The organism is Halomonas ramblicola (assembly GCF_030409215.1).
Classification (GTDB): Bacteria; Pseudomonadota; Gammaproteobacteria; order Pseudomonadales; family Halomonadaceae; genus Halomonas; species Halomonas ramblicola.
In genome coordinates this window covers 365,761-385,714 of the sequence record NZ_JAUFPL010000028.1, presented here as the reverse complement: position 1 = coordinate 385,714, position 19,954 = coordinate 365,761, and the positions used below count along the sequence as shown (strand labels likewise).

The following is a 19,954-nucleotide window of genomic DNA, read 5'->3' as shown; positions in this document are numbered from 1 at the left end:
CCCTTCCCGGCCGGTGGCCTGACCCTTTCGAGCATTACAGGAGTGCCGGTTCATGCAACCCAGCGAAGTCAAGGCGCTGCTCGAGTCGCGCATCGACGGCTGCGAATTCCATATCCAGGGCGAGGGCTGCAACTTCCAGGTGGTGGCCGTGGGCGAGGCCTTCGAAGGCCTGTCGCCGGTCAAGCGGCAGCAGCTGATCTACGGGGCGCTGTCCGAGGAGATCGCCAGCGGGGCGCTGCACGCCATCAGCATCAAGACCTACACTCCGGCGCAGTGGCAGAGCGCGCCGGAGAACTCCGGCGCCTGACACCCCATGGACAAGTTGATCATTACCGGCAACGGGCCGGTCGACGGCGAGGTATGGGCCAGCGGCGCCAAGAACGCCGCCCTGCCGATCCTCTGCGCCACCCTGCTCGCCGAGGAGCCGGTGACCATCGGCAACCTGCCGCACCTGCAGGACATCACCACCACCCTGGAGCTGCTCGGCCACCTGGGCCTGGAGCCGGTGATGGGCGAGAAGATGAGCATCCAGCTCGACGGCGCCCAGGTGAAGCACTGCGACGCGCCCTACGAACTGGTCAAGAAGATGCGTGCCTCCATCCTGGTGCTGGGGCCGCTGCTCGCCCACTTCGGCCACGCCGACGTCTCGCTGCCCGGCGGCTGCGCCATCGGGTCGCGGCCGGTGGACCTGCACCTGCGTGGCCTGGAGGCGATGGGTGCCGAGATCCGCGTCGAGGGCGGCTACATTCGCGCCCGGGTCGACGGCCGCCTCAGGGGCGCCACCATCTTCTTCGATACCGTCACCGTCACCGGCACCGAGAACCTGCTGATGGCGGCGACCCTGGCGGAGGGCACCACGGTGCTGGAGAACGCCGCCCGGGAGCCGGAGGTGGTCGACCTGGCCGAGTGCCTGATCAAGATGGGCGCGAGGATCCGCGGCCATGGCAGCGACACCATCGTGGTGGAGGGCGTGGAGCGCCTGCACGGCGCCTACCACGACGTCATGCCCGACCGCATCGAGACCGGCACCTTCCTGGTGGCCGCGGCGCTGTCGCGCGGGCGCGTCAGGGTCAGGCGCACCCGGGCCGACATCCTCGAGGCGGTGCTGGCCAAGCTGGAGGAGGCGGGTGCCGTGATCACCAGCGGCGACGACTGGATCGCGCTGGACATGCAGGGGCGGCGGCCCCGGGCGGTCAACGTGCGCACCGCCCCTTACCCGGCGTTTCCCACCGACATGCAGGCCCAGTTCGTGGCGCTCAATGCGGTGGCCGAGGGGAACGCCCGGGTGGTGGAGACCATCTTCGAGAACCGCTTCATGCACGTCCAGGAACTCAATCGCATGGGCGCGCGCATCGCGCTCGAGGGTAACACCGCGGTGATCGAGGGGGTCGAGCGCCTCTCCGGGGCCCCGGTGATGGCCACCGACCTGCGCGCCTCGGCGTCGCTGGTGATCGCGGCGATGCGGGCCGAGGGCGAGACCCTGGTGGATCGCATCTACCACATCGACCGCGGCTACGAGTGCATCGAGGAGAAGCTGCAGCTGCTGGGCGCGCAGATCCGGCGCGTGCCGGGCTAGCCCGCATCCCGACCAAGGCGAGAGCATGAGCAAACAACTGATCCTGGCCCTCTCCAAGGGCCGCATCCTGCAAGAGACCCTGCCGCTGCTGGCCGACGCCGGCATCGAGCCGGCGGAGGACCTGGGCAAGAGCCGCAAGCTGCTGTTCGACACCAACCTGCCCGACGTCAAGCTGGTGGTGATCCGCGCCACCGACGTGCCCACCTACGTCCAGCTGGGCGCCGCCGACCTGGGCGTGGCGGGCAAGGACGCGCTGCTCGAGCACGGTGCCGTGGGGCTCTACGAGCCGCTGGACCTGGAGATCTCGCGCTGCAAGCTGATGACCGCCGGCGTCGTCGGCGCCGAGCCGGCTCGGGCGCGGCGCCGGGTGGCCACCAAGTTCGTCAACGTCGCCCGGCGCTGGTACGCCGAGCAGGGCATCCAGGCCGAGGTGATCAAGCTCTACGGCGCCATGGAGCTGGCCCCGCTGATGAACCTGGCCGACGAGATCGTCGACATCGTCGACACCGGCAACACCCTGCGTGCCAACGGCATGGAGCCCCGCGAGCTGATCGCGCCGATCTCCACCCGGCTGGTGGTCAACAAGGCGGCCATGACCATGAAGCATGCGCGCATCAAGCCGCTGCTCGAGCGCCTCGGCCAGGCCGTGGCCGCCCGCCGGGAGGCCGCGACCTCCTGATCCGGCCGGGCGCTGGCCCCGGCGCCATCGCCCGGCCCGCCGCCGCGCCGGTTTGCCCCTTCCCCCAGAGACTCCACCGCGATGGACGCTGCCATGACCGACTCCCAAGCCTCATCCCCTATCGCCCGGCTCGCCACCGGCGACGCCGACTTCGCCTCCCGCCTCGACGCCCTGCTGGCCTGGGAGGGGGTCTCCGACGCCGCGGTGCAGCAGCGCGTCGAGGAGATCCTCGAGGCGGTACAGGAGCGCGGCGACGCCGCCCTGGTTGAGGCGAGCAACCGCTTCGACCGCCTCTCGGCGTCGAGCATGGCCGACCTGACCCTGGAGGCGCCGCGCCTGCGCCGGGCCTTCGAGGGACTGCCCGACGAACAGCGCGAGGCGCTGACCCGGGCCGCCGAACGCATCCGCGTCTACCACGAGCGCCAGAAGCCGGAATCCTGGCGCTACACCGAGGCCGACGGCACGGTGCTCGGCCAGCAGGTCACGCCGCTGGATCGCGCCGGCATCTACGTGCCCGGCGGCAAGGCCGCCTATCCCTCCTCGGTGCTGATGAACGCCATCCCCGCCCATGTGGCCGGGGTGCGCGAGATCGTCATGGTGGTGCCGACCCCGGACGGCGTGCTCAACGAACTGGTGCTGGCCGCGGCCCACCTGGCCGGTGTCGATCGCGTCTTCACCCTGGGCGGCGCCCAGGCGGTGGCGGCCCTGGCCTACGGCACCGAGACGGTGCCAAGGGTCGACAAGATCGTCGGCCCCGGCAACATCTATGTGGCCACCGCCAAGCGTGCCGTGTTCGGTCGGGTGGGCATCGACATGATCGCCGGCCCCTCGGAGATCCTGGTGGTTTCCGACGGCGGTACCGACCCCGACTGGCTGGCCATGGATCTCTTCTCCCAGGCGGAGCACGACGAGGACGCCCAGGCGATCCTGGTGAGCTGGGACGCCGATCACCTGGACGCCGTGGCGGCGGCCATCGAGCGGCTGCTGCCGACCCTGGAGCGCGCGGCGATCGTGCGCGAGTCGCTGGCCAACCGCGGGGCCCTGGTCCACTGCCGCGACCGGGCCGACGCCGTGGCGCTGATCAATCGTGTCGCCCCGGAGCACCTGGAGCTCTCGGTGGGCGATCCCGAGGGGTGGCTGCCCGAGGTGCGCCATGCCGGCGCCATCTTCATGGGGCGCCACACCGCCGAGGCCCTGGGTGACTACTGCGCCGGTCCCAACCACGTGCTGCCCACCTCGGGCACGGCGCGCTTCTCCTCGCCGCTGGGGGTCTACGACTTCCAGAAGCGCTCGTCGATCATCCATTGCTCGCCGCGGGGCGCCGCCGAGCTGGGGCGCGTGGCCTCGGTGCTGGCACGGGGCGAGTCGCTGACCGCCCACGCGCGGTCGGCCGAGTATCGCATCCAAGGCTAGGTTTTGGCCGAAAACTGCCTGCGCTCGCCCATACGGCGTTGAAAATCAGCTTGAAATGCGTATTTATGCCCACGTAGATTTCACTTTGGACTTGCGACATCCCTGTCGCTCGCTCTTCAAGCAGCAGAGCTGCCCAAATCCTCAATCCTGACGATTTGTCGCTGATTTTTGTCTTGGGGCTCACATGGACGTGGGCAATGAATGCGTCGGCCGCAGGGAACAGGTCTAGCCTTGGCCATTCCTCACCTACTTTTCGGGCACATCCACCCGAAGCCCCTCGGCAACGGCCTCTCTGCGCGGTACCTCACTATAGCCAAGATAGCGGGAAATATCGGCGGCGGTATTCAGCACATTGTCCTTCAGCGTACCGTGGAGGTCCGCCATGCAGGGCAACGATTCGTAATCCGAGACATTGATCGCGGCAATGGCACGCCCGGATGCATCCCGCACCGGTGCCGCAACGCTGATGATGCCGTCACCGATGAATGATCCAGCGATATAGCCCCGTTGTCGCTCTTCTGTGAGACACTGCTTCAGTTCATCCAGGTTGCCAGGCCCATCCTGAGTCAAGGCATGGAAATCGTAATCGGCATCATATAACTCGGCGAGTTCCTCATCCGACAGATCCAATAGCATTGCCCTGCCGAGGGAGGAGAAATGGGCCGGAAGGCGGGAGCCCACGCGGCGATTGCTCGACAAGCGCTGATGGGATGGGGCTCGATACACATACAGGATATCGCGTCCGTCCAGCAATCCCATATGAGTGCTGGCTCCCACCCTGTCTCTGAGATCATCGAGTATTGGGCCCGCCACTTCGATCAGCTCCTGAGAGTGCAGATAGTCGAAACCCAGCGTCAACACCCGAGGGCCAAGGCTATAGGTCACCGAATCTTTGCCACGCAGCAGGTAGCCTTCGGTCTCGAGGGTGTAAACCAGACGAAAGGCGGTTGCGCGTGGCAGGCCCAGTTCCCGACCGATTTCCGCAACACGCATGGTTGGCCGCGAACGACCGAACAGCCCCAGTACGGCGAGCCCCCGGCGAAGCCCGGGCACGAGGTAGTTCCGGTTGGCCCCAGTTGTCTTGTCATCCACGTTTGGTTTCTCCATAAGCATCCTGCTCTCTAGACAAGCATCGGCTGGCTCACAGGCAAGCATCGGACAGCGGACCGTCCCAAGCAAGCACTGCCGAAAAGTGAGCCGGTGAGTTTGACAACTTCAGGATAGCCTACCATAGTTACGCATGCGAATCGACGTTACGTATATGAATCAAAAGATGAGCCAGGCTGGTCATGGTCAAGCCATTTCCGCCCGGGTCAGAACAGGAGAGTCAAGAGATGTCGAACAACCTGTCGAACATTACCGAACCCGCTCGCGAAATCCCGTGCCTGCTCGAGGCTGACATCGTTGTGGTTGGGGGGGGCACTACGGGGCCGATGGCTGCGCTGGCAGCCGCCAGACAAGGGCGTAGCGTGGTCCTCATCGAGCGTTTCGGTTCGCTGGGCGGCAACATGACACTGGGACTGAACACCAAGCCTTCCGGCGTGCTGTCGGGCGGTCTCCCCCTTGAGCTTTGGAACCTGGCACGGTCGGTCGGTGGCGTGGGTGCCGACTATGTCGCCACCACCAAGGTGAAAGACGTCAAGATCGCCTCGCCCTGTGATCCGGAAATCATGAAAATGCTGCTCACGCGCCTGCTCCATGAAGCGGGGGTGCGGGTGCTCTTCGAGACAGTTGTGTCGGCGCCGGTCATGGAGGAAAACAAGGTTGCCGGCGTCATCATCGAGGGCAAGGGCGGTCGCCAGTATGTTAGTGCCAAGGTTGTGGTGGACTGTTCGGCTGATGCCGATGTGGCGGCTTCCGCCGGTGCACCCTACGTGCTCGGCGATGGGGATGCGCATGCTGTGCAGCCGGTTTCCATGTATTTCACTCTCTCTAACGTGGACGTGAAACGCTTGGCGGAGTGGGCCAAGGCCAACCCGGACGAGGTCCCTGCGCGAGCCATACCCGAGAACGATGAGGATCTGGACTACGGCCTGTGGCTGACGGGGTTCAATAATCTGATCAGAGACTACCAGAAAGAAAAGAACATCAAGCTCCAGCGCGACAACATCACCTTGAAGACGGCCAACGGTGTGCTCTATGTGAACGCCACGCGAGTGCTTGGTGTGGATGGGCTGTCGCCACTGGAGATGAGCGACGCCATGCTCGAGATCTACCGTCAGATAGAGGCCTATACGGCGTTCCTGGTCGAGAAGGTTCCCGGGTTCGAGAATGCCCACATCGGACAGATTGCCCCAGTGATCGGTGTGCGTGAAACCCGCCACATACGCGGGGAGTACATGCTGACGGGCAAGGATGTCACTGATTGCGTAGCGTTCGAGGACACCATTGCCGCCGATAACTGTGCCATGGACGTTCATGACGTCAGGGGTTCGGATGTGGACTTCCAGGGCCTCGGGCCCTACGAGATCCCCTACCGCTGCCTGGTGCCCCTGGACGTGGGTCAACTGCTGGTGGCTGGACGCTGCATCTCGGCCGACCATGTGGCGCATGGCCGTACCCGTAACATGCCCGCCTGCATGGCCACGGGACAGGCCGCTGGTGTCGCCGCCGCTGTCGCGGTCGCTTCGGGAACCAGCGTCAGGGATGTGGACGTGGCAAAAGTGCAGGAGATACTGCGCAAGATGGACATGCCATTGAAGGCAGCGGAGATCGCCTAAGCCCGTGCGGTGACGGCCTCGTTGTGAGTGGGCCGAGGCCGTCCCACTTTACTGGCTAAGCCATATGCCCCCGAACAGCAGCTGGCCCTTACAGGGCTTGAGAGGTAGCGATCTGCTGTTTGATAGAAACGCAGCGAGTGCACTGAAACTGTGGCGTTCGCCAAGTACAACAAGGGGAGGTTAACAAGATGTCGGTTAGCGTAAGAAGCGTAACCGCAGTGATGCTGGTCGTTGCCATCTATCACTTCTACATAGCTCTCACAGGCGTTCCCGAGCCCATGATGGTTCGGCCTATCCATGTCAGTGCGCTAATTTTTCTTGGGTTTCTCCTTCTTCCTTTCCGGACCCCTAAAACTGTGGAGGATGGTGCAGAAGTAGCCGCTCATGTGCCTCACTGGTTTGATTGGGTTCTTGCTATCCTCGGGCTTGTTTCAGCCGTTTATATTCTGAATGATTATGAGCGTCTTACCCTACGCTTGGCCTATCTGGATCCGCTGACTACGGGAGACTGGGTCGTGGGCGTGGTTACCATTGCACTTATCATTGAACTGGCGAGACGGGTCGTGGGTCTGGTGCTCCCGGTCATCATCGTGGCTTTCGGTGCCTTTACTCTCTTAGGTCCGTACTTACCGGGTTTCCTTAGCCACCAGGGAGCCGGTGCCGAAAAATTCCTCGATCATATCTTCCTTACATCAACGGGTGTTTACGGATCGCTTGCTTCACTGTCGCTGTCGATCGTGTTCATGTTCATTGCCTTTGGCGCCTTCCTGCAGGCGGCAGGGGGAGAGCGCCTTCTTTCACAGATCATCATATCCATGACTCGCGGCCGGAAGGGGGGCCCGGGAAGGCCGCGGTGATTGCCAGCGTCATTTTCGGTGCATTGACCGGCAGTGGCGCGGCCAATGTTTATGCGACGGGGGCGGTGACGATCCCGTTGATGAAGCGGGCCGGTTATCGTAGGGAATTCGCGGCAGCTACGGAAGCCTGCGCCTCACAGCTGGGCCAGCTATTGCCACCGGTGATGGGGGCCGCTGCCTTCATTGTTGCCGAGTTCAGCCGTGTCAGTTATGCCTATGTCGCCGTGGCTGCGCTGGTTCCCTCCTTCTTCTATGTCTTTGCACTGTATTTCGCGGTTCATATTGAATCGAATAAAGCGGGAATTGGCGTGTATGAGCCAGAAGGAGAACAGATAAGTCTTGGTGAAGTCCTGTCGCGCTACTGGCACCTGGCCCTGCCCCTGGTGATCCTGATCGTTCTGCTTGTCATGCGATATACGCCATACTTCGCCGCGACGGTAGCGACGATTTCTGTCATCCCCATCAGCTGGCTACGCCGTGAAACGAGAATGGGGGTTAGAGAATTGGTGGAGGCGACTGTTTCTACGATGAAGCGTATCGTCTCGATTGGTATCGTCCTGGTCTGTGCCGGCATTGGCATTGCGATCCTTGAGATGACAGGCGTTCCTTATCAGATAACAGGGCTTCTTGTAGATCTGAGCGGTGGCTACATGTTTCCGGCACTCTTAATTGTAGGGGCCATGACGATAGTGCTCGGCTTCGGGATGCCGGTAACCGGAGCATTTCTTATCGCGTCATTGTTCGGCGCGACTGCACTCATGGAATTCGGTATTGACCCCTTTGTCGCCTACATGATCATTTTCCTGTTCGCCCTGACCGCGAACATTACTCCCCCTGTCTGCGTGGCGACATTCGCGGCAGCGTCGATCGCCAATTGTAGCTTCACGCGTGCCGGTATGCGTGGCCTCCGCCTCGGTATGCCCGCGTATGTGATTCCGATCGTGATTGCTTATAACCCAACACTGCTGAATCTTGGAGAACATGGATTCTGGTTCGGTCTCCAGGTCTTCATCAGCACGACTTTCGCCGTCATTGGCCTCGTGGTGCTGATGTCAGATTGGTTCCTTCATAGGCTGAATATGGTGCAGCGAGCACTTCTGGGTGTCTCGTTGTTGGCCATTGTCATGCCAATGCCATGGACGGACATTCTGGCGGCGCTGGCTGTCGGGCTGGTGCTGTCCTGGCAATGGTATGATGCAAGAAAGGTGCATGGTTCATCCGTGAATGGTTCGCCTTGAAATTGTGAAACAAATACAAATCGATGGGAGTCGTTATGAAAAACATGAAATATGTGTCAGCAGCAGCCGGGTTGATGTTTGCGGCCGGCCTGGCAAGCACCGACCGGGTGATGGCCCAAGATATCGATATGACGGCCTATGCCGGCTCCGTCGGCGGCCTTTACATGGAGGTCATGTCGGTATGGATATCGGATTGGGAAAAGGAAATAGACGGCTTGAACATCTCGGCGGTTTCGGGAGGGGGCACGACCAATCCGTTCCATATATCGAGGGGGGCGCCGAACGAGGCGATAGGCATCACCGATACCATCACCACGGCGGATGCCATGGAGGGAGCGGGAGATATTGGGGCACGGGCCCCTGATGGCCTGACAAACCTGCGGGCCCTAGTACGCTTCAATGCGCTTAGTCACTCCGCCTTCATGATCCGTGGCAGCTCATTGCCCGACGGAGTGACGACAGTTGGGGAGTTACTTGATGAGAAGCCGGCGCTGCGGTGGGCGTTCTTCCAACGCGGCAATCCCGGTGAACTGACCGCTCGACGTTTCCTGGAAGCGTATGATGTTAGCATTGAGGACCTGAACGATTGGGGTGGGAGTGTTTCGTATAATCCTCAGGCCGAGCACTCCTCACTGATGATCGATGGACATGTCGATGTGTCGATGGTGATGACACGAGCGCCTGCAGCCTTCATGCTGGATATGGATGCTTCCGTCAGGGACCTCGTCTGGCTGAAGATCGAGGAAGATATTGTTGACAAGGTGATCGACAGTTACGGCGGATATATCAAGGTCGACCATCCGGCCGAGTTCTACGATAGCCTGGAAGAACCGTTCGTCACGGCATCGGTAGACCATGTGCTGTTTGTGCATGAGGACATGGACGAAGAACTGGCCTATCAATTGACTAAGTCCGTGCTGGAGAACGCTTCCGGCATGCGTAATGCACTCAAATCCATGAGCGAATTCTATCCTGAGGAAGTCTGCCACGATACAGGGCGGTTCCCGCTGCATGAAGGGGCCGAGCGTGCCTGTGACGAGCTCGGTTACCTGTGAAGTAGTGATAGCGTAGCCAGTGGCGGCCGGCGTGCAGTCGGTCGCCGCCGTCCATGGGCCCCAGTGTCAGGATGAGTGCCGTGTCCTCTGATACCCTGTTCTTAAAATCCAGGGGGCGATAGGAGTCGCTTCAGGCGCCGGCCCCATTGTCGTGTCAATCTGACGGGAGGAGGCCCAGTTGAAAAATCAGGCACAGGCAGTCTCAGCTATCCTGATGAATCGATTTTCTCGGGTTTTTCTCCCTTTCGCTGCCGGCTATTTTCTCTCCTACCTGTTTCGCAACATCAATGCCGTAGTTGCCAGTGAGTTGGAATCTGATGTTGGCTTGAGTGCTGATAAGCTTGGCTTGCTGACCGGGTTCTACTTTCTTGCCTTCGCTTCTTTTCAATTGCCCCTGGGAGTGCTGCTGGATCGTTTTGGTCCGCGTCGTGTTGAATCGTTTCTACTGCTGATCGCAGGGGTTGGTGCTCTGGTCTTCGCTGTGGGTGAGGAGCTGGTGACGCTGACCGTGGGTCGGGCCTTGATCGGTCTGGGAGTTTCTGCTTGCTTGATGGCAGGCTTCAAGGCCTTTGCGCAGTGGTTCGAGCCGCAGCGACTTCCCCTCGTCAATGGGTATATGCTGGCATGTGGAGGGCTTGGTGCGATGGGTGCCACCGCTCCTGTCGAAGCCATACTCGGTGTAACCACTTGGCGGGTACTGTTCGCGATGCTGGCGGTTGCCTGTGTCGTGGTGGCTGCCGTGCTCTGGCGGGTGGTACCGGAGAAAGCGAGCGAGGCCAGGGCCGGGCCGTTGAATCAGCAGATCGTTGCCTTGTCCTGCCTTCTTCGCAGCGCGGTGTTCTGGCGCTTTGCGCCTGCTGCCTTGGTGTTTCCTGCTGCCCCCATGGCGGTCCAGGGCCTCTGGGCCGGGCCATGGTTACGCGATGTTGCAGGACTGGACCGTAATGCTGTTGCTCAACATCTGCTTCTGCTGGCATTCGCGACCACCATCGGCTTCATCGCCTGGGGGGCTCTGGCAGAGAGGTTAGGGCGGCTGGGGATCCGTTCCATGACGGTGGCAGGCATCGGCCTTGCGCTCTTCGTGCTGTCAGTCATGGTACTGACTTGGCAACCTGTGGGGAGCGTGCTGCCTGCCTGGTTGATGTTCGGTCTATGTGGTTCTGCTGGTAGTTTGCTTTATGTGGTTATTACTCCACGGTTCGAAGCCGACCTGATGGGCAGGGTCATCACCGCATTGAATCTGATGGTCTTCCTCGGTGCCTTTTTGTTGCAATGGAGCATCGGGATCGTGATCGAATTCTGGGGCGAAGGACCTGGGCAGGGATATTCCCCCATGGGTTACCGCCTATGCTTCGGCTTGGTGGCACTCTTGCAAGTGCTCGCTCTAATGTGGTTGCTCTGGCCGCGCGCAAATGAAGAAAGGTCCCGAGGCTCGGTTTCCACACCATCACGTGATGATCGGTCCGGAAACCGGGATCCGCTGGAAAAGCCATGATCAGCTCGCTGACAAGGCCTGCATCGTCGAGGGGGTGCGACTTCACTCGGGGCGGCGCAGCTCGGGCGGCGGGCGCTCGCCCACCTCCAGGGTCACCTCCATCGTCTCGCCGCCGCGTATCACGGTGAGCGGCAGGCTCTCGCCGGGCTCCACCGCGGCGATGTCGCTCATGGTCTCCCGGGCGTCGAGGATCGGGCGGCCGTCGATGGCCAGCAGCACGTCGCCGGGCCTCAAGCCGGCCTGGTCGGCGGGGCCGTCCGGGACCACCCCGGCGATCACCACGCCGCGAGGCGCCTGGAGGCCGAAGGAGGCGGCCAGTTCGGGGTTGAGCTCCTGGGCCTCCACGCCCAGCCAGCCGCGGATCACCCGGCCCTGGGTGACCAGTTCCTCGAGGATGTTGCGTGCCAGGTTGGCGGGGATGGCGAAGCCGATGCCCTGGGAGCCGCCGGAGCGCGAGAAGATGGCGGTGTTGATGCCCACCATGGCGCCCTCCGGGTCGATCAGGGCGCCCCCGGAGTTGCCGGGGTTGATGGCGGCGTCGGTCTGGATGAAGTCCTCGTAGGCGTTGAGCCCCAGGTGGCTGCGCCCGGTGGCACTGATGATGCCCATGGTCACCGTCTGGCCCACGCCGAAGGGGTTGCCGATGGCCAGGGCCACGTCGCCGATGGCCGCCTCGCTGGAGTCGGCGAGCTCGATGACCGGCAGGTCGTCGAGCTCGATGCGCAGCACGGCCAGGTCGCTCTCCGGGTCGGTGCCGATCACCTCGGCGAGGGTCTCGCGGCCGTCACGCAGGGCCACCTGGATCTGGTCGGCGCCGCCGATCACATGGTGGTTGGTGAGCACATAGCCTTCGTCGCTGACGATGACCCCCGAGCCCAGGCTGGAGAGCATGCGCTGGCGGGCGGGCATGTCGTCGCCGAAGAACTGGCGGAAGAAGGGGTCGGACATCAGCGGATGCTGGTCGCGCTCCACCACCCGGGAGGAGTAGATGTTGACCACCGCCGGGGCCGCACGCTCCACGGCGGCGGCGTAGCTCACCGCCCCCTGATCGCGGGAGAGCGGCGGCGCCTGGCGGAGCTCCGGGGCCGGGCGGTCGGCCTCCTCGTCGGGCGCCTCCACTTTCGGTGACACCGCCAGGGGCGTCGGGGCGATGGGGGCGGGATCGGTGGCGGGCGGCGCCGAACCGTTCGGCTGCGACTCCCGGCCGGTCAGCTGCGGGAAGGCGTTGAGCAGCACGACGGCCAGCAGCACGCCGATCACGGCCGGCAACAGGTAGGGGGCGAGCGTGCGGAGTCGATGGCGCAGCGGGCGGTAGGACATGCGGGGCTCGGTCCTCGTGCAGGGCTATCGCAGTTGGGCTCCGCCCCGTCCCCGGCGCCTCTCGTCATGTCCAGGGGCGGTGGTCTGGAGCCGGGATGGTCGCCGGGGCAGGGGGGCGCCGTTTACAATCGGCGAAATGGTAACACTTTCACCCAGCTAGCGTCCGGAGGGGAGCATGGCGAATCGCGATACGCTGGTGGCCGCCTGCCAGCGGGAACTGGTGGCGGAGCGCTTCAAGGACTACACCGTCAACGGCCTGCAGGTCGAGGGCCGCGAGGAGGTGCGTCGCGTGCTGAGCGGGGTCACCGCCTGCCAGGCGCTGCTCGACGAGGCGGTGGCCTGGCAGGCCGATCTGGTGCTGGTGCACCACGGCTACTTCTGGAAGAACGAGCCGGTGGCGATCACCGGCATGAAGCGGCGGCGCCTGCAGACCCTGCTGGCCCACGACATCAGCCTGCTCGCCTACCATCTGCCGCTGGATGCCCATGCGGCCTTGGGCAACAACGCCGAACTGGGCCGGCGGTTGGGTTTCATCGCGGAGGGCTGTGCCGATGGCGAGCCGGGCGAGGGGCTGCTGTGGCTGGGGGCGCCGGAGGGGCCGCTGTCGGCCGCCGAGCTGGCGGCGCGTCTCGCCGACAGCCTGGACCGGGAGCCGCTGCTGGTGGAGGCGCCGACGAGGGGCAGGATTCGCCGGGTGGCCTGGTGCACCGGTGGCGCCCAGGACATGATCGCCGCTGCCGCCGAGGCGGGGGCCGACGCCTTCATCTCCGGCGAGATCTCCGAGCGCACCACCCACCTGGCCCGGGAGCTGGACATCCACTACCTCTGCGCCGGCCACCACGCCACCGAGCGTTACGGGGTCCAGGCTCTGGGCGAGTGGCTGGTCGGCGAGTTCGGCGTGGAGCACCGCTTCGTGGATATCGACAACCCCGCCTGACGGCGGGAGGCAGGCGTCAGTAGCGGGGCGGCTGCGGGGCCTCGCCGCTTTGCCGCAGGCCGAAGTCCTCCGACAGGGTACCGCCCTTGCCGTCGGCATAGTCGCGGGGAGCGGGCGGCTCCTTGTGGGGCGCCTCGGCAGGCGCATCCGTCTCGATCTCGATCCCTCGGGTCGGACCCGGTTTGCCCCCCAGGTCCCGGGCATCCCAGTCCAGTCGCTCGGCGAGCGCCTCGCCGTCGCGCCGCAGCGACTCCAACAGGCGCCCGACCTCCCTGAAGTGGTCGTCGAGGCCCTCGCGCAGGGCGGCGAGCTCGCGGTCGCGCTCGGCGAGACGGCGGCGCAGCCGCTGCAGGTTGGAGGCCCCGGCGTTGAGCCAGTGATGGCCCGCGGCGCCGATGCCGATGCCCGCGAGCAGGCAGGCGATGGCCAGAATCCAGTTGATGTTGCTGTCGTCCACGTCAGTCTCCCTGCGGCGGTGGATCGGTCCGGGCGAGGCGGATACGGTCGAGGGGCGGTGGCCCCGGCGCGCACATTATAGGGCCGAGCCGCGTCGGCGGGTCAACGCGGGGGGAGGGATGGCATGGCAATGCGCGGCGGAGCCGAGGCGCGTATGGGGGAGGGATGGCATGGCAATGCGCGGCGGAGCCGAGGCGCGTATAATGCGCAGCCTATCGAAGCCGCGACAGGCAGTTTCACTTCATGAGCGCAACGCCGAACCCGCCGGAAACCCGCGATGCCCGTCTCACGCCCCTGGCCCGCTACCGGGCCGACCTGGAGCGTGACGACTTCCAGTACGACGCCGCCCAGGAGCGGGCGGTGATGCACCTCCAGCGCCTCCACGACGAGCTGCTGGCGACGCCGCGCGCCGCGCCGCAGGGAGCGGCCACGGAGGGCGGGCTGGCCGCACGGGTGGCGGGGCTGTTCGGCAAGCGTGGCCGCCGCCCGGCCGCCGAGCCTGTGCTGCCCGAGGTGAGCGGCCTCTACTTCTGGGGTGGGGTGGGGCGCGGCAAGACCTATCTGGTGGACGCCTTCTACGAGTCGCTGCCCTTCCCCGAGAAGATGCGCACCCATTTTCACCGCTTCATGCAGCGGGTGCACAACGAGCTCGAGCACTACAAGGGCGAGAAGAACCCGCTGCGGCTGGTCGCCGTCAAGTTCGCCGCCGAGGCGCGGGTGATCTGCTTCGACGAGTTCTTTGTCAAGGACATCACCGATGCCATGATCCTGGCCAACCTGCTCGAGGCGCTGTTCGAGAATGGCGTGGTGCTGGTGGCGACCTCCAACATCGTGCCGGACGATCTCTACAAGGACGGCCTGCAGCGGTCGCGCTTCCTGCCGGCCATCGACCTGCTTAAACGCCACTGCGAAGTGGTCAACGTGGACTCCGGCATCGACTACCGCCTGCGTGCCCTGGAACGCGCCGAGATCTTCCACTCGCCGCTGGACGAGGCCGCCGAGGCGGAGCTCGCCCGCAGCTTCCGCGAGATCGCCGGCCAGGCGGGCGAGGCCGACGTGCCGCTGGAGATCAACCGCCGAGTGCTGCATGCCCGCCGGCTGCACGACGACGTGGTGTGGTTCGAGTTCAGGGAGCTCTGCGACGGGCCGCGCAGCCAGAACGACTACATCGAGCTGGCCCGCGAGTTCCACTCCGTGCTGGTCTCCAACGTGACGCGAATGAGTGGCGCCACGGACGACCAGGCCAGGCGCTTCATCAACATGGTCGACGAGTTCTACGACCGCGGCGTCAAGCTGCTGATGTCCGCCGAGGTGCCGGCGGAGCGGCTCTATGCCGATGGCCGGCTGGGATTCGAGTTCCGGCGCACCCTCTCGCGGCTGCAGGAGATGCAGTCCCGGGAGTACCTGGCGCTGCCGCACAAGCCGTGACCCGGCCCGGCTTCGCCGGGCCGGGAGCTGTAAGTACGCGGCTACGCCGCTTGAAGAAGGAAGATCGGCGCTTCGCGCCTGGAAGAGAGAAGAGCATCTATCCTGTCTTCCCGCTTCCCGCTTCCCGCTTCCCGCTTCCCGCTTCCCGCTTGCCTCTTGCCTCTTGCCTCTTGCCTCTTGCCTCTTGCCTCTTGCCTCTTGCCTCTTGCCTCTTGCCTCTTGCCTCTTGCCTCTTGCCTCTTGCCTCTTGCCTCTTCCGTTGGCATTGCCTTGCCGGTGGCGGCTCGTGTAGAATGCGCGCTCGCTCGACCGTTGTGCCGTCCCTCGGGCGGGGCAACCAAGAAGAATAGGGATGGTTCCATGTCGGCATCGCCGGCGGCGGAACCCAATGCACTCGATTGGTGAGATTCCATGAAGACGTTCACTGCCAAACCGCAGACCGTCCAGCGCGACTGGTACGTGGTCGACGCCACGGACAAGACGCTGGGCCGCCTGGCCACCGAGATCGCCCGCCGCCTGCGCGGCAAGCACAAGCCGGAGTTCACCCCGCACGTCGATACCGGCGACTACATCGTGGTGATCAACGCCGAGAAGGTGAAGGTCACCGGCAACAAGGCCAGGGCCAAGACCTACTACCGCCACACCGGCTATCCCGGCGGCCTGCGCTCCATGACCTTCGACAAGCTCGTTGAGCACGCCCCGGAGCGCATCATCGAGACCGCCGTGAAGGGCATGCTGCCGAAGGGTCCCCTGGGCCGCGCCATGTATTCCAAGCTCAAGGTCTACGCCGGCGCCGAGCACCCGCACGCCGCCCAGCAGCCGCAAGAACTGAACATCTGAGGGAGTCTTCGCCATGACACAGCAGTATTACGGTACCGGGCGCCGCAAGACCTCTACCGCCCGCGTCTTCCTGAAGCCAGGCACCGGCAAGATCACCGTCAACAGCCGCGATCTCAGCGACTACTTTGGTCGCGTCACCGGTCGCATGGTGGTGCGCCAGCCCCTCGAACTGACCGAGACCCTGGAGCAGTTCGACGTCTACGTCACCGTCAAGGGCGGCGGCGGCTCCGCCCAGGCCGGCGCCATCCGTCACGGCATCACCCGTGCCCTGATGGAGTACAACGAGGACTTCCGCGCCCCGCTGCGCGAGGCGGGCTACGTGACCCGCGACGCTCGCCAGGTCGAGCGCAAGAAGGTCGGCCTGCGCAAGGCGCGTCGTCGCCCGCAGTTCTCCAAGCGCTGATCCTCGCCCGCTTCGAGGTCACGGTCACGCCCGGGTCCCCATGGCCCGGGCGTTTCTTTTTCCGTGTCAATGAGTTGTCGCCACGCTACCACCATGGTCATGGGGGCTTTTCCTTGTGCAGGGCGACACGATTTTTTACCATATAACGCATTTGGTATCCGTGGTCGCGGGGGATTCACTGCCCGTGATGGAACAACGGGTAAGCTGATGGGAGAAACCTTGAAATGGCAGATAACGGCGTGAACAAGGGTCGGCGCCGTTTCCTCGTGGGCGCAACCACCGTCGTGGGTGGGGTGGGCGCCGTCGGGGTAGCGGTCCCCTTTGTGGCTTCCTGGCAGCCTAGTGCCAGGGCAAGAGCGGCGGGCGCCCCCGTCCAGGCGGATGTATCCAAGCTCGAGGCCGGGCAGCGCATGACCGTCGAGTGGCGTGGACGCCCGGTATGGATCATCCGGCGCACCTCGGAGATGATCGAGCGCACCACGGGCATCGAGGCCTCGCGACTGGCCGATCCGGAATCCGAGGTGCCGCAGCAGCCCGCCTACGTGTCCGGTCCCCTGCGCTCGGTGCGTGACGAGATTGGCGTGCTGATCGGCATCTGCACCCATCTGGGCTGCTCGCCGCTGTTCCGCCCCGAGCCCGATGCCGAGGGCGTGGGCACCGAGGACTGGCCGGGCGGCTTCTTCTGCCCCTGCCACGGCTCGCGCTTCGACCTGGCCGGTCGGGTGTTCCGCAACGTGCCGGCCCCCACCAACCTGGAGGTTCCGCCGTACCGCTTCGAGTCCGACGACATCATCGTCGTGGGTGAAGACGAGGAGACTGCCTGATGGGTAACCCGAACAAGGCCAAGGCGGAAAGCGGGATCATGCGCTGGGTCGATGACCGCTTCCCCGCGACGCAGATGTGGCAGGACCACCTGTCCAAGTACTATGCCCCCAAGAACTTCAACTTCTGGTACTTCTTCGGCTCGCTGGCGCTGCTGGTGCTGGTCAACCAGATCCTCACCGGCATCTGGCTGACCATGAGCTTCAACCCCTCCGCGGAAGGGGCCTTCGCCTCCGTCGAGTACATCATGCGCGACGTGGAGTGGGGCTGGCTGATCCGCTACATGCATACCACCGGCGCCTCGGCCTTCTTCGTGGTGGTCTACCTGCACATGTTCCGCGGCCTGCTCTATGGCTCCTACAGGGCGCCTCGCGAGCTGGTGTGGATCTTCGGCATGACCATCTACCTGGCGCTGATGGCCGAGGCCTTCATGGGCTACCTGCTGCCCTGGGGGCAGATGTCCTACTGGGGCGCCCAGGTGATCATCTCGCTGTTCTCGGCGATCCCGGCGATCGGCCCCGACCTCGCCCAGTGGGTGCGCGGCGACTTCCTGATCTCCGGGATCACCCTCAACCGCTTCTTCGCCCTGCACGTGGTGGCGTTGCCCATCGTGATCCTGGCGCTGGTGGTGCTGCACATCATCGCCCTGCACGAGGTGGGGTCCAACAACCCCGATGGCATCGACATCAAGCAGAAGAAGGACGAGACCGGCAAGCCCCTGGACGGCATTCCCTTCCATCCCTACTACACGGTCAAGGACCTGTTCGGCGTCGCCGTCTTCCTGTTCGTGTTCTGCGTGGTGGTCTTCTACTTCCCGGAGGGCGGTGGCTACTTCATTGAGAAGCCCAACTTCGAGCCGGCCAACCCGTTGAAGACCCCGGATCACATCGCCCCAGTGTGGTATTTCACACCCTTCTACGCGATCCTGCGCGCCATCACCTTCTCGCTGTTCGGGCTCGACGCCAAGTTCCTCGGCGTGATGTTCATGGGCGCGGCCATCGCGGTGCTCTTCGTGCTGCCCTGGCTCGATCGCAGTCCGGTGCGCTCCATGCGCTACAAGGGCTGGATCTCCAAGGTCATGCTGGCCCTGTTCGCGATCAGCTTCGTGATCCTGGGCGTGCTGGGCGTGCTGCCGGCCACCGAGGGGCGCACCATCCTCGCCCAGGTGTGCACCGCGATCTATTTCGCCTTCTTCCTGCTGATGCCGATCTATACCCGGCTGGAGAAGACCAAACCCGTTCCGGAGAGGGTGACTGGCTAATGAAAAAGCAATTGTTCGCACTGCTCTTCGCGCTGGTGCCCTGCACGGCGATGGCCGCGGGAGGCGCGAGCGTGCCGTACTCCATGGAGCCGGACCTGCAGGACCAGGCATCGCTGCAGAACGGCATGAAGCTCTACGTCAACTACTGCATGGGCTGCCACTCCCTGGAGTACCAGCGGTTCGCGCGCGCCGCCCACGACCTGGGCATGCCCCAGGACCTGGTCGAGGAGAACCTGATCTTCTCCTCCGACCTGGCCTACAACGACCAGCTGCACATCGCCATGGACAGCGGCGATGCCGAGGGCTGGTTCGGGGCGCCACCGCCCGACCTGACCCTGGAGGCGCGCCTGCGTGGCACCGACTGGATCTACTCCTATCTGCTGAGCTTCTACAAGGACCCGAGCCGGCCCACCGGGGTCAACAACGCCGTGTTCGACCTGGTGGCGATGCCCAACGTCCTGGAGCCGTTGCAGGGTGTACAGGAGAAGGTGTGTGCCGAGACCGATCGCCCCGTCGAAGGGGCCGAACTCGACCCGCTGACCGGCAAGTACCAGTCCTGCGAGACCCTCCAGGTGACCCAGCCCGGCGAGATGGAGCCCGACGAGTTCGAGGAGGCGGTCTATGACCTCACCAACTTCCTCGCCTATGTCGGTGAGCCCTCCAAGCTGCAGGCCCAGACCCTGGCGCCCAAGGTGCTGATCTTCATCTTCATCTTCGGTGTCATTGCCTACCTGCTCAAGCGCGAGTACTGGCGCGACATCCACTGATCCGCCCCGGCGGGGCGTACGGGGGCGCATGGCCGACGGTCGTGCGCCCCCGTGGTGTCTGCGCCGGCGAGCCGCCCCGCGGTGGGGCCGGGTCGTGTTATCATTGCCGTTCGAACTGATGCGAGGATTGTTTCATGGGTGTAGTGGCCAAGCGGTCGTCGATGACCTTCTACTCCGGTGGTGCCGATCACTTCAGCCACCGAGTGCGCATCGTGCTCGCCGAGAAGGGCGTGGCGGTGGACATCGTCGAGGTCACCGATGATCAGCATCCCGAGGAGCTCGCCGACCTCAATCCCTATAACAGCGTGCCGACGTTGCTGGACCGCGACCTGGTGCTCTACGAGTCCAAGGTGATGATGGAGTACCTGGACGAGCGCTTCCCGCATCCGCCCCTGTTGCCGGTCTACCCGGTGGCTCGGGCCCAGAGCCGGTTGTGGATGCACCGCATCGAGCGCGAATGGTGCCCGCTGGTGGAGCAGATCGAGCAGGGGCCGAGGAAGGAGGCCGACCGCGCCCGCAAGGAGCTGCGTGAGAGCCTGGTGGGGATCTCGCCGATCTTCGAGGACATGCCATTCTTCATGAGCGAGGAATTCACCCTGGTGGACTGCTGCCTGGCACCCATCCTGTGGCGCCTGCCGGCCCTGGGCATCGAGCTGCCGGAGAAGCAGGTGGCTCCGCTACTCGGTT

General features: G+C 64.3%; 20 protein-coding genes. 17 read left to right on the top strand and 3 right to left on the bottom strand.

The genetic code is table 11. The annotated features are described in order from the left end of the window. The first annotated feature begins 52 nt into the window (after window positions 1-52). The 4 genes from QWY80_RS12830 to hisD all read left to right on the top strand — a co-directional run bounded on the left by QWY80_RS12830 (window position 53) and on the right by hisD (window position 3,668). Window positions 53-307 carry a BolA family protein gene (locus QWY80_RS12830; RefSeq protein WP_290232075.1) on the top strand — a complete coding sequence of 85 codons (255 nt, stop codon included), beginning with the start codon at window positions 53-55 and terminating at the stop codon, window positions 305-307. A gap of 6 nt (window positions 308-313) precedes the next feature. Then, window positions 314-1,576, top strand: a complete 1,263-nt coding sequence (gene murA, locus QWY80_RS12825) for a UDP-N-acetylglucosamine 1-carboxyvinyltransferase (RefSeq protein ID WP_290232073.1) — start codon at window positions 314-316, stop codon at window positions 1,574-1,576. 25 nt (window positions 1,577-1,601) lie between these two features. Beyond that, entirely contained in the window at window positions 1,602-2,255 is a 654-nt protein-coding gene (gene hisG, locus QWY80_RS12820; protein WP_290232071.1) for an ATP phosphoribosyltransferase, read from the top strand. Window positions 2,256-2,348: 93 nt separating this feature from the next. Then, window positions 2,349-3,668 (top strand): histidinol dehydrogenase, encoded by a 1,320-nt coding sequence (gene hisD / locus QWY80_RS12815; RefSeq protein WP_290232069.1) that lies wholly within the window; start codon window positions 2,349-2,351, stop codon window positions 3,666-3,668. Between the two features lie 246 nt (window positions 3,669-3,914). Here hisD and QWY80_RS12810 read toward each other — a convergent pair whose 3' ends face one another. After that, window positions 3,915-4,760 (bottom strand): IclR family transcriptional regulator, encoded by an 846-nt coding sequence (locus QWY80_RS12810; protein WP_290232067.1) that lies wholly within the window; start codon window positions 4,758-4,760, stop codon window positions 3,915-3,917. Window positions 4,761-5,002: 242 nt separating this feature from the next. Between QWY80_RS12810 and QWY80_RS12805 the strand changes: the two genes are divergently transcribed. The 5 genes from QWY80_RS12805 to QWY80_RS12785 all read left to right on the top strand — a co-directional run bounded on the left by QWY80_RS12805 (window position 5,003) and on the right by QWY80_RS12785 (window position 11,033). Further along, entirely contained in the window at window positions 5,003-6,388 is a 1,386-nt protein-coding gene (locus QWY80_RS12805) for an FAD-dependent oxidoreductase (RefSeq protein ID WP_290232065.1), read from the top strand. Window positions 6,389-6,576: 188 nt separating this feature from the next. Continuing rightward, a complete protein-coding gene (locus tag QWY80_RS12800; RefSeq protein ID WP_290232063.1) occupies window positions 6,577-7,245 on the top strand; it encodes a hypothetical protein in 669 nt (222 codons plus the stop codon). After that, window positions 7,242-8,483: a TRAP transporter permease gene (locus tag QWY80_RS12795; RefSeq protein ID WP_290232061.1), complete on the top strand. Its 1,242-nt coding sequence runs from the start codon at window positions 7,242-7,244 to the stop codon at window positions 8,481-8,483. The genes QWY80_RS12800 and QWY80_RS12795 overlap by 4 nt, the downstream gene beginning before the upstream one ends. A gap of 35 nt (window positions 8,484-8,518) precedes the next feature. Beyond that, window positions 8,519-9,538, top strand: coding sequence for a TAXI family TRAP transporter solute-binding subunit (locus QWY80_RS12790; RefSeq protein WP_290232058.1), 1,020 nt, complete (start codon window positions 8,519-8,521; stop codon window positions 9,536-9,538). Window positions 9,539-9,716: 178 nt separating this feature from the next. After that, complete coding sequence (locus QWY80_RS12785; RefSeq protein ID WP_290232056.1) at window positions 9,717-11,033, top strand: MFS transporter; 1,317 nt, start codon at window positions 9,717-9,719, stop codon at window positions 11,031-11,033. Window positions 11,034-11,075: 42 nt separating this feature from the next. On the opposite strand, the gene QWY80_RS12780 is transcribed toward QWY80_RS12785, so the two are convergent. Next, window positions 11,076-12,353: a S1C family serine protease gene (locus QWY80_RS12780; protein ID WP_290232053.1), complete on the bottom strand. Its 1,278-nt coding sequence runs from the start codon at window positions 12,351-12,353 to the stop codon at window positions 11,076-11,078. Between the two features lie 175 nt (window positions 12,354-12,528). Here QWY80_RS12780 and QWY80_RS12775 point away from each other — a divergent pair, with 175 nt between their 5' ends. After that, entirely contained in the window at window positions 12,529-13,290 is a 762-nt protein-coding gene (locus QWY80_RS12775; protein WP_290232051.1) for a Nif3-like dinuclear metal center hexameric protein, read from the top strand. Window positions 13,291-13,306: 16 nt separating this feature from the next. Here the strand turns inward: QWY80_RS12775 and QWY80_RS12770 are convergent, their stop codons facing one another. Continuing rightward, entirely contained in the window at window positions 13,307-13,747 is a 441-nt protein-coding gene (locus QWY80_RS12770) for a Z-ring associated ZapG family protein (protein ID WP_290232049.1), read from the bottom strand. Between the two features lie 242 nt (window positions 13,748-13,989). Between QWY80_RS12770 and zapE the strand changes: the two genes are divergently transcribed. From zapE to QWY80_RS12735, 7 genes are all read left to right on the top strand, one after another. Further along, the gene (gene zapE, locus QWY80_RS12765; protein WP_290232047.1) at window positions 13,990-15,174 is read left to right on the top strand and encodes a cell division protein ZapE; all 1,185 of its coding nucleotides are present in this window, start codon (window positions 13,990-13,992) and stop codon (window positions 15,172-15,174) included. 411 nt (window positions 15,175-15,585) lie between these two features. Then, window positions 15,586-16,014, top strand: coding sequence for a 50S ribosomal protein L13 (gene rplM, locus QWY80_RS12760; RefSeq protein WP_290232045.1), 429 nt, complete (start codon window positions 15,586-15,588; stop codon window positions 16,012-16,014). 13 nt (window positions 16,015-16,027) lie between these two features. Next, entirely contained in the window at window positions 16,028-16,417 is a 390-nt protein-coding gene (gene rpsI, locus QWY80_RS12755; protein WP_290232043.1) for a 30S ribosomal protein S9, read from the top strand. 224 nt (window positions 16,418-16,641) lie between these two features. After that, complete coding sequence (gene petA, locus QWY80_RS12750; RefSeq protein WP_290232041.1) at window positions 16,642-17,241, top strand: ubiquinol-cytochrome c reductase iron-sulfur subunit; 600 nt, start codon at window positions 16,642-16,644, stop codon at window positions 17,239-17,241. After that, entirely contained in the window at window positions 17,241-18,500 is a 1,260-nt protein-coding gene (locus QWY80_RS12745; protein WP_290232039.1) for a cytochrome b, read from the top strand. The genes petA and QWY80_RS12745 overlap by 1 nt, the downstream gene beginning before the upstream one ends. Next, window positions 18,500-19,267: a cytochrome c1 gene (locus QWY80_RS12740; protein ID WP_290232036.1), complete on the top strand. Its 768-nt coding sequence runs from the start codon at window positions 18,500-18,502 to the stop codon at window positions 19,265-19,267. The genes QWY80_RS12745 and QWY80_RS12740 overlap by 1 nt, the downstream gene beginning before the upstream one ends. 134 nt (window positions 19,268-19,401) lie before the next feature. Then, a partial coding sequence (locus QWY80_RS12735) for a glutathione S-transferase N-terminal domain-containing protein (RefSeq protein ID WP_290232033.1) occupies window positions 19,402-19,954 on the top strand: 553 nt, incomplete at its 3' end.